The sequence below is a fragment of the Roseovarius sp. BRH_c41 genome (assembly GCF_000961715.1).
Classification (GTDB): Bacteria; Pseudomonadota; Alphaproteobacteria; order Rhodobacterales; family Rhodobacteraceae; genus Roseovarius.
In genome coordinates, this window is the sequence record NZ_LADY01000061.1 from 1 (window position 1) to 13,687 (window position 13,687).

Genomic DNA, 13,687 nt, shown 5'->3' on the forward strand with positions numbered 1-13,687 from the left:
GGATGCCAAATATCTTCAGCAATCCGCGCACCTCGTTGGCCAGATCGATGGTCTTGCTGAGCAAGGCCTTCCGCGTGCTCAAAAGAGCCCGAACCCCATGCGCCTCCCGGCTCTTCATGTGAACGGGGCTGAACCAACCCGTCCGCAAGATCTGGGCGATGCCGCGAGCATCGTTGCGATCCGTTTTGTTGCGCATAGCGGACAAAGCGGCGCTCACCTGGCGCGCTTCCATGCACACGACGTCGAACCCTTCTGCCTTCAATCCGTAGAACAGATGCTGGCTCAAGGTGCCGGACTCAAACCCGATACGCTCGATCGTAACGGGAAGCGCAGTCAGGTACCCCGCGATCTCTTCGATCTCGCAAGGCAGGTCTCGCTCGTACAGAACCGTGCCTTTGCCGTCGACAACACAAACCGCGCAGGACCGCAACGATACGTCCAAGCCAGCATAATACTCCATTCGAAATCTCCCTTGTTCACAGATGTCCTGTGATCTTACAGGGAGCTCGACCTCAGTTCAGGGTCAGCCCAATTACGCATGCTTTGAGCCGGGAGTGTCTGTGATCATGTCTCCGCCTCCGTCAGGTTCGCGCCAGTGCTGCGCATGCTCGGTTTGAGCCCAACCTGCTTGTTCTAGATTTCTCAGCGAATGTCATTTATTCACCTTTACACTCGGCGGGAAGGCATCCCGCAGTGCTACTGCGTTTGACGTTATCGGTATTCAAGGCCGTTTGGCACGTCTGGGTATCATATGGGTATCATTTTCGCCGTGCTTGGCTGGCACGGTACAAGGTAACTTGAGATGGTTTGCGGCACCAAAGAGGCGTCAATTCAATCGCTTGCGGACGGTTTGAAGAGGGATGCCTCAAGTTGCATAGATTCAAAGACTTATTGAAAATCCTCGTGTCGGTGGTTCGATTCCGCCCCCGGCACAAATTTTTCCAAGTAAATACAATGCCCTAGCGTCTCGGCCGCTCTCCCTGTATAAATACGCTGTCCGCGTGGCTCTGAATCAAGCCGTCGGCACAGTCCCTCTTTCGATGACCGCTTCAGCCCCAGTGATGGTTGCCGCTCGGCCGGGCGCAAGGAGGGCGATCAGGATGGCAACTTCGGACGGCTTCGAGGGGGCCGATTGGTATGCCCCCGAGCGCCTCAATCATCATCCGCTTGCCGCCTTCGAGATCCGTGCCGGATTCTTGCGCCAGACGCTCGGCCAGGCCAACCTTGGCTTTCGTCTCGATCCAGCCAGGTGCCACACGCACGACGCGCAGTCCCTTGGGTGAGACTTCCTGTGACAGGCTCTTGCTATCGACAGAGAGCGCCGCCTTGGCTGTGACGTAAGCCGTGGTCGCGTCGGGCAGTAGCCATTGGCGCTGGATAGAGGCCAGCTGGATCACAACACCCGCGCCCTGTGCGACTAACCCCGGCCCATGCGCGCGGCTTGGGCGCACGGCAGGGAGCAGGTTCACTTCGGCCCGCCACGTCGCCGCGCCAAGTTTGCGAAACAGGGCGACGGTCGCCGCCCCTGCGCCCTATCTGCCGCCGGTGATCAATGTTGTGCTGCCAACACCATAAAGGTCGACCTCAGCCATGATAATCAGGATAAATTGGCATCTAAAGATGACTGAATCGGGACAATCAGAGACACTGGTTTAAGGGAGCTGGAGGCAGTGCTGGCCATCGCACGCCATGGATCGTTCCGGGCGGCTGCACTCGACCGAGGTATGTCGACCACGACCCTGTCCCATACCATCGGTCGGCTGGAAGCCGACCTCGGTGGGCGGCTGTTCAATCAGACGGCACGCAGTGTGTCGCTCACCGATACGGGGCGGGATTTTGTCGGGCGGAAATCCCCGGCGGTTGCTGAGATCCGTGCTGCGATGGACGCAGCCCGGTCACAGCGCGAGACGCCGTCGGACCTGTTGCGCATCAATGCGTCGGTTCAGGGGGCGCGGCAGATCGCACCACTGATGCTAGAGTTCCTGCGGCGTTATCCCGAGGTGCAGGTCGATCTGGTGACAGAAGGCAGGCTGGTCGATATCGTCGGTGAAGGCTATGATCTGGGCATTCGTCCTGCCGATTTGGAGCGCCGTGACACGATAGCACTGCCCTTGGGGCAGCCGCAGCGATATGCTGTCGTCCCCGCACCAACTTGGTTGAAAACCCACACCGCGCCGATGAGTCCTGCCGATCTTCCAGCGCAGGAATGCATCCGTGTTTACCTCCCAAACGGAGCGCTGTTTCGCTGGCAGTTCGAGCGAGATGGAGAGGTGATGCAGTTCGAAGCCAAGGGGCGTCTGACGTTAGACGACGCCTCAATCGCTCGCGCTGCGGTGTTGGATGGCGTCGGCGTCGGCTTTTTTATCGAGCAGGATGTTGTCGATGACATTTCAAGGGGTCATTTGATCCATCTGTTGGAGGATTGGACCCCACCCCGCGCGGGCTTCTGCTTATATTATCCCGGGCGTCGCAACCCTTCCGATGGCTTCGCGGCGTTCCTCGCACTGGCGCGAAGCATGGCTACGAGACACCTGCAAAGCGGGTGAGAATGATCGAGGCATGCCTCAAGTCTCGATGCGGCCGAACAGTTTGCGCGTGTTGAACCAGCCGGTGATACCTCGTCCTAACATACCAAGAGGTGCGGCAGGTATGCTCTGCCACTCACTCAGAGCCATGCCACCTCAGATCGGCGGCGCGGCGCGTTCGGTCATCAACTGGCGGGCCGTGACCCGCTCGCGGTGGATCATATAGAGCCCCGCGCCGATGATGATGGCGATGCCCGTGAGCGTGAGCGCGTTGGGGAAATCGTGGAACACCAGATAGCCGAGCAATGTCGCCACCGGCAGTTCCAGATATTGCAGCGGCGCCAGTGTGGCTGAAGGGGCGAGCGAGAGCGCATAGGTCATCATCATATGGCTCAGCGTCGCGAAAAACCCAACCCCCAGCAACCAGAGCCATGCAACCCCTTCAGGCCAGACCGGATCGAGCATCTCAATCCCTGTGCCCTCGGCCAGGATCATCACCGGCAGGCAGAGCAGGCTGGCAATGAGGCCGGTGTGAAACTGCAGGGTCACGGGATGCACCCGTCGCGATAGGCCGCGTGTCACGAGGATATAAAAGGCGAATCCGACCGCCGTGCCGAGCGGAAACAGTGCCACTGCGCCAAAGGCCGCGAAACTGGGCTGGATCACGAAGAGGACGCCAACAAAGCCCACCATCGCGGCACCCACGCGGCGCGGGCCGACATCTTCACCCAAATAGAACTTGCCCACCAACAGCACGATGAACGGGGCGACAAAGACAATCGCCAGCGCATCGGCCAGCGGCATCACCCGGATTGCGGCGATGAAGCAAAAGGTCGCGCCAAAGAGCAGCACTGCGCGAGACAGGAGTGCCAGCCATTGCTCCCGTGGTACGCGCAACGACAGCCCCATGATCCAGACAAACGGCGCCATAAGGGCGCATTGCACGATAAACCGCGCGGCGGTGATCTGTCCCACTGGCACGCTGGTGGACGCGAGCTTGGCCGCCACATCCAAGAGGGGGGCGGTCACGCAAAACCCCAGCATCAGAGCGACACCGGCAAGGATGCGGTCGGTGGGCGGGGGGACGGAGATGGTGCTTGTCATGGACCCCGCATAGGGTGTCACCTCGGGCGCGTCTATCCTTTTCACGACCCTTGATCTTGCCAAAGAGGTCAAACAATCGGTGCCAATCAGTGTCGATTGATTGAACATTTCGCAAACTGGTGAAAGTCTGCGCAGATCTGGTAGGGGAGCCGCGAATTTGCATATTCTGAGATCACTTGGTCCCGCTGTCCCTAGGGTTTCTGGGATCGAAGCCCTGCGGGCGGGCCTTGGGGCGCTGATCGGATTGGGGCTGACGGGGCTGTTTCTTTTGTCGCCAAACATTGATCTCGCGTTGGGTTTCTACCTTGTCGCGCCCTTTGGTGCGTCGGCTGTCCTGCTCTTCGCCGTCCCGAATAGCCCGCTTGCGCAGCCATGGTCCGCGATTGTCGGCAATACGGTTGGAGCCCTTGTCGGGGTGGCCGTATGCCTAGTTGTCGGAGACGTCGTCCTGCGGGTCGCCCTAGCTGTGGGTCTTGCGATCACCGCCACAATCCTGTGTCGTGCGCTCCACCCCCCTGCCGGTGCCGTCGCAATGACCGCCGCCATGTCTCCAGATGCCGTCGCACAATTAGGTTTCTGGTTCGCCCTCGCCCCCATTGCCATAGGAACGACGGCCCTTGTCGTGCTTGCGACCGGCTACGCACGGCTGACCGGGCGACATTACCCGTTCCGTCAATTCGATGACCCGAGCAAGCACCGAACAGAAGACCGAAATCCGACGGAGCGTCTCGGCCTTTCGGAAGACGAGCTGACAGGTATTCTCGAACGTTACAGCCAATCGTTCAACCTCGGGGTCGAGGATCTGGCCCGGTTGATCGGTGCTGCGGAACTGCAGGCCGCCGCGCAATCGACCGGCCCGCTGACCGCTCAGGACATCATGTCCCGTAATCTTGTCACGGCTCTCCCGGATACAACGCTTGGCGAGATTGCGGATATCTTCAGAAAACATCGGTTCACGTCGCTGCCGATCGTAGAGTCCGATACCAAGTTCTTGGGCGTCATCTTTCAGATACATCTCATCAGCCAAGCCCGAGAAGACGCGCTGCGTCTGCATCGCGGCTACCTGCCTGCCTTGAGACGGTTATTGGATCGAGATCGGGAGAAGCCTCTGACCGCGAGCGACATCATGAGCGTCGCAGTTCCCCGCGTCACGACAAACACTCCGATCGGAGCGCTGCTGCCAATGATGGCGGACGGCGATACAGATGCTGTGCCCGTTGTCGAGTATGGAAAAATCGTCGGTATAGTCACGCGAACGGACCTTATCGCCGCACTTGCGCGGCGAGCGGCTCGATCCTGACACACAAACTGACACGGTACTTGTGCCGCGATGGATCACCATCCAAGAGATACGAGGTCCAAGCGCGTCATCCATACCTTTGCCGCAGAATACCGCGAGGGAGGTCCGCGTCGTTCATCGTCGCGTGTCCCGGCAAACGCGCCGACGTATGATCCCTCGCGGCCCGTTCTCAACCGAATTCGATCACCTGTCGGATTGCCGTGCCATTCTCCAACTGATCCATCGCCAAGTTGATCTGATCAAGGCGCAAGCGGTGGGTGAGCATCTTTTCCACCGGTAGTTTGCCTTGTTGGTGCAGCGAGAACATACGCGGCAAGTCGCGTTGCGGCACGCACGAGCCGATGTAGCTGCCTTTGAGGCTGCGTTCCTCAGCGACCAGTTTGAGCGCGTTGAGCGGCATTCTTGCATCGGGATGTGGCAGGCCCGCAGTCACGGTCATGCCGCCCCGGCACGTGCAGTCATAGGCGGTTTCCAGCGCTTTGACCGAGCCTGCCAATTCTATGGCATAATCAACGCCACCATCGGTAATATCACGCACGGCCTGCACGGTGTGCGCGTTCGATGTCACCGCATGGGTGGCCCCCATGCTGAGCGCGGCGTCTAGCTTGGATTGAAAGGGGTCGATCACGACGATCTGTGCCGCGCCAGCGGCCAAGGCCCCCAACACCGCCGAAAGACCGACTCCGCCCAATCCCAACACGGCGACCTTGCTGCCGGGCATGACCTTGGCGGTGTTGAAAACGGCCCCCGCGCCGGTCAGCATCGCACAGGAGAAGAGGGCCGAGATATGCGTGGGAATGTCGGCCTCGACCTTGACCAGAGAGCGACGGGCGAGAACCGCATGGCTGGCAAAGGCAGAGACACCGACATGGTGATTGACCGGCTTTCCGTCCATCGACAAGCGGCGATGGCCGGTCATCAATTCCCCGACCCCGTGATGTTTGGCTGCCCGAGTGCAGAGCGCCGGACGACCTTCGGCACAGGGCTGGCAGGTGCCGCAACCCGGGGCAAAGATACAAACAACGTGATCGCCGGGCGCGAGATCGTCGACGCCCGGCCCAACCTCTTCGACAATTCCCGAGGCCTCATGGCCAAGCACCATCGGCATAGGTCGGGGACGGGTACCATTGATCACCGAGAGGTCAGAGTGGCAGACACCTGCGGCAGCAATGCGGATCAGAACCTCATCGCGTCCGGGCGCCTCGAGATCGACGTCGCGCACGGTTAGTGCCTTGGTCGCCTCGAAATCACTCTGGATGTTATCGCGTTCAAGAACCGCTGCCTGTATTTTCATGGTGTCATTCTCCCGTAAATTGCTCTTCGAACCTGTATAGCTCTGATAGCTGAGGCGCGGGCCTTCACGGGCGCGGGTTGCTCGTGCGGCATGCCGCGGCCATCCTATCGGCGTTATAAGGCGCTGTCGTCGTGGTTTGTACCGTGATAGTAAGAACCTATGGCCGGAATAGCGTCAAGGTATTGGCCGAGCCTTTGGCTCTCGGTCTACCATCTTTGATAGGCCAGATGGGAGGGCCTTCGCATGATGCGCCAGTCAACGACACCCTTTGTCATCATCGGCTGCTGCCTGACGGAGGGCGTTGGTGCTTCCGACAGGATTTTTGCCTCCCCGTCGCGCAGCCCGTCGAAGACCGTGCTGCGCCCCACTCACAACGGGGAACATGCCAGTCTAGAGGGCATCGTCAGATGTTCACCACCCCAATCGCAATACGCTGATTGGCTAAACTGAAAAGGGAGGACTTAATAATGAAAAACCTATTCGTGACACGCGCTGCCGCCGCCATGGTGGCCGCTGCATTGCCTCTTGCGGCAGGTGCCGCAGATAAACCCGAAAGCCTCAAGATCGGGATGACGGCCTTTCTGACCGGCCCTGCGTCGGTTTTTGGCGTCCCGGCCCGCGATGCGGCCGAGATTCTCATTGAGAATATCAATGCGGCTGGTGGCATCAACGGTGTCCCGGTCGACATCTCGTTCATCGACGAGGGTGCCGGCGCCGAGGCGCTGACTTCGGAGTATCGCCGCATGGTGGAATCGGGGGGCGCCGAGGTGATGCTGGCGGCGATTTCGTCGGGCAATTGCCAGACGCTCGCACCACTCGCCGAGGATCTGCAAGTGCCTAATCTGATGTGGGACTGCGGCACGCAGCGCATCTTTGAAGAGAACGATTACAAATACGTCTTCCGCACACAGGCCAATGCGACACCGGAAATGCTGGCGACGGTGCTCTACCTGCTCAAGACCAAGCCCGATTTCAAAACCATCGCCGTGGTGAATCAGGACTACGCTTGGGGGCGTGACAGCTGGGATATCTTCATCACGGCGCTCAAAGCAATGAAGCCCGATGTCGAGGTCGTGGCCGAGTTCTTCCCCAAGTTCGGCTCGCCCGACTTTTCCACCGAAATCTCGCGTCTTCAGGCCATGCAGCCGGATGTGATTCTGTCCACCTCCTGGGGCGGCGATCTTGACACCTTTGTGCAGCAGGCGTCGCAACGCGGGCTGATGAACACGTCGACCTTTGTTTTGCCGCTGGCGGAATCGTCGCTGGAGCGGCTGGGATCGGCGCTGCCGGACGGGCATATCATCGGTGCACGCGGGGATCACTATTTCCTCCACCCCGAGCGCCGCAATGACGAAGACTTCAAGGCCTTCATGACGCAATATGAGGAAAAGACCGGCGACGTGTCCGTCTATCCCGTGTTCCACGCCAGCCAGGCCATCGCCGCGCTCAAGGCTGCCTATGAAAAGGCCATCGCCGACAACAGCGTTGATTGGCCCAGCGAGGATCAATTGCTAGCGGCGCTTGAGGGTCTGACCTTTCAGGGGCTGGGACGTCCCGTCACCCTGCGCGAGGACCATCAGGGTGTCGAAGATCAGTTGATGGGAACGAGCGTGCAAACCGGCGAATATCCCTTTGCCACCATGCAGAACATCATGATCTTTGACGGTAACGAGCTAACAACGCCCGTTGGGCAGAACTCGATTGAATGGGTGGGCGCGCTTGATGCGGGCTTTGTCGAGAGCGTCACGGTCGATACTTTCGAGAACTGAACCACGCTTGTAAACTTGACGGAGAGGGCCATAGATTGCCCTCTCCGTGTCCTTGAAATACCCGGGATCAGCACATGAATTTCTCGATCTTCCTGCTCGCCCTGTTCGACGGTGTGGCCTATGCCGCGCTAGTGTTCATTGTGGCGCTCGGTCTCACCCTGATCTTTGGCGTCATGCGTATCCTGAACGTCGCGCATGGTTCGCTCTATGCGATCGGCGCCTATACAACGGTCTCGTTGGTGGGATATTTTCTGGCCCTCGGTTTTGCTCCGGCCTTTGCCTTTCCGCTGATGATCGTCTCGGCAATCCTCGTGGGGATCGTGATCGGCGCACCGCTGGAATATTTCCTGCTGCGCCGGATCTATCAGAAATCAGAGGTGCTCCAACTTCTTGTGACCTTCGCGGTGTTCATGATCCTTGAGGACGTGCAGCGGCTGGTCTGGGGCACGCAGCCCTATTTCAATTCCTCTGCCTTGCAAGTGCTGGGCAATGTCACCGTGTTTGGCGTGACCTATACCGCCTATCAACTGATCCTGTTGCCGTTGATCGCGGTGGTTCTGTTGCTGGGCATGCGCTTTTTCTTGCGTCACACGATTATAGGCAAGCTGATCACCGCCACCACAGAGGATCGCGAAGCGGCGCAATCCATCGGCATTGATGCCGACCGGGTGTTTCTCTTCACCTTCGTCATCGGGGCTGTTCTGGCCGGGTTGGGCGGCGCGCTGGCCTCTCCGACCACGTCGATCCTGCCGGGCATGGGGGCGGATATGATCGTGCTATCCTTTGCCGTGGTGGCCACCGCTGGGCTTGGACAGATCGAGGGCGCTGCGCTCACGGCCCTGATGATCGGTCTGGGTCGATCCTTTGCCGTTTATCTCTATCCTGAAATCTCCGTGCTTGTGCCCTATCTCATCATGGTTCTGGTCCTGCTGGTGCGCCCCGAAGGGCTGTTTGGCAGTCCAGCCGCACGCAAGATCTGAGGCCGGACATGCCCACCGGAACACAGTCAAGCAAGCCGTCAAACAAGGTGAATGCCCGCATGACATCCCCTCTTTCATGGCTCTGGATCGTTGGAATAGCGGTGATTATCGCTGTGCCCTTCCTAGTGCCTTCAATGCAGCTTTTGGTCAATTTCGCCATGGCCAAGGGGTTGGCCGTTCTGGGCGTGACCGTCCTCTTGCGGGCCGGGCAGGTGTCCTTTGGCCATGCGCTCTATTTCGGCATTGCGGCCTATGCCGGGGCGTTCCTGATGACGTCAATGCCCGCAACCGATTTCTTTGTCATTCTGATTGTCGGGGTGTTGGGGGCCATCGTGGCGGGGCTCTTTGTTGGGCTCTTCGTGGTGCGCTATCGCGGCATTTTCTTTGGCATGCTCAATCTGGCGTTCTCGATGATTTTCTGGTCGATCCTCGAGAAATTCTATCACCTGACCGGTGGCGCCGATGGCCTGCGCTTTACCCGCCCGACGGTGTTTGGTCAGGCGCTGGATCACGTCCAGTTCAATATGGTGCTCTATTACTCGGTTCTGGTGCTTGTGGTGGCCCTAGGCTGGTTCACGCATCGTTGGTTTGCCTCGCCCGTCGGGCAGCTGTTTCAGACCATCAAGACCAATGAAACCCGCCTCGAATATCTCGGCATCTCGCCCAAGCGGGCGCTCTTGTCCGGTTACCTCTTGTCGGCGGCGCTCTGCGGCGTTGGCGGGGTGATGATGGGCATGGCCCAAGGTGTCGTGACACCTGAATATGTCTGGTGGGTACGCTCGGCGGAAATGGTGTTCATCGCCGTGTTGGGTGGGGCCGGGTCGGTGCAGGGGGCCTTCCTTGGCGCGCTGATCTACGAGGTCGTGCGCACCTATGCCTCGGTCTATGCCGGTGACATCTGGCAAATGATCCTCGGGGGATTTTTGCTCATCATCATCCTCTTTGCCCCGGGCGGTCTGATTGGCATTCTCGAGTCCGCCTTTAAGCGCGATACGACCAAGCCATCGGCCAAGACAGGAGACCGCAAATGACCGAGGTTCTTCTGGAAACCCGCAACCTGACGATCAAATTCGGCGGGATCACAGCGGCGGACAATGTCTCTTTGACGATCAATGCCGGTAAAAACCTGGCAATCATCGGTCCCAACGGCGCGGGCAAGACGACGTTTCTCAACATTTGTACCGGCTGGCTCAAGCCCAGCAAAGGGCAGGTTCTCTTCGAGGGTCGGGACATCACGCCGCTGCCCCCGCGCAAGATCGTGGATCGCGGTGTCGCGCGCGCCTTTCAGATCCCACAACTCTTCACCGAGCACACAGCGCTGGAAAACCTGCTCATTGCCGCTTCGGCACGGCAGAAGCGGCGCAATCCGCTGGTTGATATGCACGCCATCCCGGAACGCACCGAAATGCTGCATCTGCTGGATATGGTGGGGTGCGCCGATGTGGCCGATGTTCTGGTTGTGGAGCTGCCCGAGGGGCAGCGCAAACTGATCGACATCGCCGTGGCTCTTGCGCTCAAACCACGCTTGCTCTTGATGGACGAGCCCACCTCTGGCGTGGCCTCCTCCGAAAAACACGCAATCATGGAAATCCTGATCGGCGCGTTGAAAGAGGCCAATGTCACCTCGGTCTTTGTCGAGCATGACATGGGAATCGTCGAGAAATACGCTGATGAGGTGGCGGTCTGGAACAGCGGTAATGTGCAGTTGCGCGGTACGCCTGCGGAAATTCTGGAACATCCCGACGTGATCCGGGACGTGATCGGAGAGGTGGTCTGATGCTGGAATTACGCAATGTGAATGCCTCGATCGGGATCATCCCGATCCTGCGCGACCTGACCTTTCGGATTGGCGCGGCCGAAACCGTGGCCTTGATCGGTCGCAACGGCGCAGGCAAGACGACGCTCTTGCGCACCATCATGGGGTTTACCACGGCCAGCGGCGAGATCCTGTTTGAAGGCCAGCCCATCAACGCCCTGCATCCGCCCAAGCGGCCCGGTCTGGGGATTGGCTATGCGCCCGAGGATCGGCGGCTCTTTGCGGCCTTTACCATCGAGGAAAACATTCTTTTGCCCGCACAGGCGGCGCGGCTGGACAAGGCCGAGACCACGCGTCGTCTGGACCGCGCCTATACCGTCCTGCCCGAATTGCGTGATTTGGCCCAACGTCCCGGCGGCACCGTGTCGGGCGGGCAGGGTAAGATGGTGGCTCTGGCGCGCGCCCTGATGCTGGGCACCAGGCTCATCATGCTCGACGAGCCGTTTCAGGGTCTCGCCCCGGCGCTCGCACAACGCTACGCCGAGGCATTGCGGACCTTGCGCGATACGGATCGTTCAATCACGCTGATCATCACGGAATCCAACCCCTCTTTGCTGCGCGGCTTTGCGGATCGTACGCTTGTGATCGAGCGGGGCGAAGTCGCCGAGGGCTCTCTTGAACCGGAAGGAACCAAGGCATGAAAGACACTGACACCAATGCAAAGCTGGTCATCCCCAAGCCTCTGAACCTGATTGGCAACGATTGGGTTCCGGCACTCTCCGGCAAGGTGATGGATGTCCTCTCGCCGATTGACGGGCTGCCCTTTGCGCAGATCGCCGACAGCGATGCCGCCGATATCGACGCAGCCGTCGCAGCGGCGCGCGCGGCCTTTGACGGCGGCGAGTGGTCCAAGCTGACGGCCGCAGAGCGCGGCCGCCTGATGATCCGCCTCTCTGAGCGTATCCTTGAGAATGTCGAACCGCTGGCGCAATTGGAGCGACGCGACAACGGCAAGCCGATCGCACAGGCCCGCGCCGACATGAAGGTCACAGCGCGCTATTTTGAGTTTTACGGCGGCGCGGCGGACAAGGTGCACGGCGAGATTGTGCCCTTTCTCAACGGCTATAACGTCGAGGTACACCGCGAACCGCATGGCGTGACAGGCCATATCATCCCGTGGAATTATCCGGCCCAAATGTTTGGCCGTTCGGTCGCCCCGGCGCTGGCCATGGGCAATGCCACGGTGCTGAAACCCGCCGAGGATGCCTGCCTCAGCGCGCTTCGGATTGCGGAACTGGCGCTTGACGTGGGCTTTCCGCCCGGTGCCATCAATATCGTCACGGGGCGCGGGGCGGTGGCAGGTCAGGCACTGGCTGACCACAAAAACATCGACTTTATCTCTTTCACCGGCTCCCCGGAGGTGGGCGTCATGATTCAGACCGCTGCGGCCAAGAATTTCATCGGCTGCACGCTGGAACTGGGTGGCAAGTCCCCACAGATCGTGTTCGACGACGCCGATCTCGACGCCGCGATGCCGTTTCTGGTCAATGCCGTGATCCAGAATGGCGGGCAAACCTGTTCGGCGGGCACCCGCGTGCTGTTGCAGCGTGGCATTTATGAGCGGGCCGTAGCCGAACTGACCGCCCGGTTCAGTGCGGTGGCGGCCTCGGATTCCGGTGAGGATGCGGTGCTGGGGCCGCTGATTTCGGCCAAGCAGAAGAAACGGGTCGAGACCTATATCGCCGAGGCCGACGCGCCGTTGATGGCGCGTGGCATTGTCCGCGAGGATGCGCCCGAGGGCGGCTATTACGTGGCCCCCGCCGTGTTTGGCCCCTGCGGTCCCAAGGCGCGGATTGCGCAAGAAGAGGTGTTTGGCCCCGTGCTCTGCATCATCCCGTTCGAGGATGAGGCCGACGCGATCTCGATTGCGAACAACACCGACTATGGGCTGGTCGCCTCGGTCTGGACCCGCGATGGCGGACGCCAGCAACGGGTGGCCAAGGCGATGCGCTGCGGTCAGGTGTTCATCAACGGCTACGGCGCGGGTGGCGGCGTCGAATTGCCCTTTGGTGGCATCCGCAAGTCAGGGCATGGCCGCGAAAAGGGCTTTGCCGCCCTGCTCGAGTTTTCGCATATCAAGACGATCATCAACAATCACGGCTGACCCGTGCCGCGCATCGCGTTACGAGACCTGAAGGAACAAGACATGAGACTGCAAGGAAAACGAACACTTGTGACCGGGGCCGCCTCCGGCTTTGGAAAGGGCATTGCCGAGACCTATATCCGCGAAGGCGCTAGGGTTGCCGTGGTCGATATGAACGAGGCTGGCGCGCGCGCCGTGGCCAAGGAACTGGGCGAGAATGCCACTGCCGTGACCTGCGATGTGTCCAAGGGCGATCAGGTTCAGGCGGCGGTTGACGCGACCGTCGCGGCCTTTGGTGGCCTCGACATCGTGGTAAACAATGCCGGTTGGACCAATGCCAACAGCCCACTGATGGACACCGATGAGGCGACCTTTCGCAAGATCTACGATATCAACGTGTTGTCGATCTTTCATATGACCAAAACCTGCGTGCCGCTCTGGCGTGCCGCCGGGGGCGGGGTGATGATCAATGTCGGTTCAACTGCCGGGATCCGCCCGCGCCCCGGTCTGACATGGTATAACTCGTCCAAGGGTGCCGTTAACCTGATGACGCGCTCGCTGGCCGTGGAACTCGCCCCCGACAAGATCCGCGTCTGCTGCATCGCGCCAGTGATGGGCGCGACCGGTCTGCTGGAGCAGTTCATGGGCATGCCCGACACGCCCGAGAACCGCGCGCGCTTCATCTCCACGATCCCCATGGGCCGCCTCTCTGAAGCCCGCGACATCGCTAACGCAGCCCTCTACCTCGCCTCGGACGAGGCGGATTTCATAACCGGCGTCGTGCTTGAGGTTGACGGCGGGCGTACGATCTAAAAC

The 13,687-nt window shown here is 60.1% G+C and carries 13 protein-coding genes; 9 read left to right on the forward strand and 4 right to left on the reverse strand.

Features of this window, described 5'->3' with window-relative positions:
• The coding region (locus VR71_RS19180; RefSeq protein ID WP_045686212.1) for an IS110 family transposase at positions 1-460 on the reverse strand (460 nt) is incomplete at its 3' end.
• Between the two features lie 589 nt (positions 461-1,049).
• Positions 1,050-1,469 (reverse strand): SDR family oxidoreductase, encoded by a 420-nt coding sequence (locus tag VR71_RS19185; protein ID WP_296430632.1) that lies wholly within the window; start codon positions 1,467-1,469, stop codon positions 1,050-1,052.
• Positions 1,470-1,637: 168 nt separating this feature from the next.
• Here VR71_RS19185 and VR71_RS19190 point away from each other — a divergent pair, with 168 nt between their 5' ends.
• A complete protein-coding gene (locus tag VR71_RS19190; protein WP_045686213.1) occupies positions 1,638-2,546 on the forward strand; it encodes a LysR family transcriptional regulator in 909 nt (302 codons plus the stop codon).
• A 135-nt stretch (positions 2,547-2,681) separates the two neighbouring features.
• Here the strand turns inward: VR71_RS19190 and VR71_RS19195 are convergent, their stop codons facing one another.
• On the reverse strand, positions 2,682-3,629 hold the full coding sequence (locus VR71_RS19195; RefSeq protein WP_045686263.1) for a DMT family transporter: 948 nt from the start codon (positions 3,627-3,629) through the stop codon (positions 2,682-2,684).
• 157 nt (positions 3,630-3,786) lie between these two features.
• Between VR71_RS19195 and VR71_RS19200 the strand changes: the two genes are divergently transcribed.
• The gene (locus VR71_RS19200) at positions 3,787-4,929 is read left to right on the forward strand and encodes an HPP family protein (RefSeq protein WP_045686214.1); all 1,143 of its coding nucleotides are present in this window, start codon (positions 3,787-3,789) and stop codon (positions 4,927-4,929) included.
• 169 nt (positions 4,930-5,098) lie between these two features.
• On the opposite strand, the gene VR71_RS19205 is transcribed toward VR71_RS19200, so the two are convergent.
• Positions 5,099-6,223 carry a zinc-dependent alcohol dehydrogenase family protein gene (locus tag VR71_RS19205; RefSeq protein ID WP_045686215.1) on the reverse strand — a complete coding sequence of 375 codons (1,125 nt, stop codon included), beginning with the start codon at positions 6,221-6,223 and terminating at the stop codon, positions 5,099-5,101.
• A gap of 467 nt (positions 6,224-6,690) precedes the next feature.
• Between VR71_RS19205 and VR71_RS19210 the strand changes: the two genes are divergently transcribed.
• The 7 genes from VR71_RS19210 to VR71_RS19240 all read left to right on the forward strand — a co-directional run bounded on the left by VR71_RS19210 (position 6,691) and on the right by VR71_RS19240 (position 13,684).
• Positions 6,691-7,992, forward strand: coding sequence for an ABC transporter substrate-binding protein (locus VR71_RS19210; protein ID WP_296430634.1), 1,302 nt, complete (start codon positions 6,691-6,693; stop codon positions 7,990-7,992).
• 74 nt (positions 7,993-8,066) lie between these two features.
• Complete coding sequence (locus VR71_RS19215; RefSeq protein ID WP_009816063.1) at positions 8,067-8,972, forward strand: branched-chain amino acid ABC transporter permease; 906 nt, start codon at positions 8,067-8,069, stop codon at positions 8,970-8,972.
• A 59-nt stretch (positions 8,973-9,031) separates the two neighbouring features.
• Positions 9,032-10,003, forward strand: coding sequence for a branched-chain amino acid ABC transporter permease (locus tag VR71_RS19220; protein WP_045686265.1), 972 nt, complete (start codon positions 9,032-9,034; stop codon positions 10,001-10,003).
• The gene (locus VR71_RS19225) at positions 10,000-10,749 is read left to right on the forward strand and encodes an ABC transporter ATP-binding protein (protein ID WP_045686216.1); all 750 of its coding nucleotides are present in this window, start codon (positions 10,000-10,002) and stop codon (positions 10,747-10,749) included. Before VR71_RS19220 ends, VR71_RS19225 begins: the two co-directional genes overlap by 4 nt.
• The gene (locus VR71_RS19230; protein WP_045686217.1) at positions 10,749-11,429 is read left to right on the forward strand and encodes an ABC transporter ATP-binding protein; all 681 of its coding nucleotides are present in this window, start codon (positions 10,749-10,751) and stop codon (positions 11,427-11,429) included. Before VR71_RS19225 ends, VR71_RS19230 begins: the two co-directional genes overlap by 1 nt.
• The gene (locus tag VR71_RS19235) at positions 11,426-12,892 is read left to right on the forward strand and encodes an aldehyde dehydrogenase family protein (protein WP_009816059.1); all 1,467 of its coding nucleotides are present in this window, start codon (positions 11,426-11,428) and stop codon (positions 12,890-12,892) included. Before VR71_RS19230 ends, VR71_RS19235 begins: the two co-directional genes overlap by 4 nt.
• Positions 12,893-12,934: 42 nt before the next feature.
• Entirely contained in the window at positions 12,935-13,684 is a 750-nt protein-coding gene (locus VR71_RS19240; RefSeq protein WP_045686218.1) for an SDR family oxidoreductase, read from the forward strand.
• Positions 13,685-13,687: the final 3 nt, after the last annotated feature.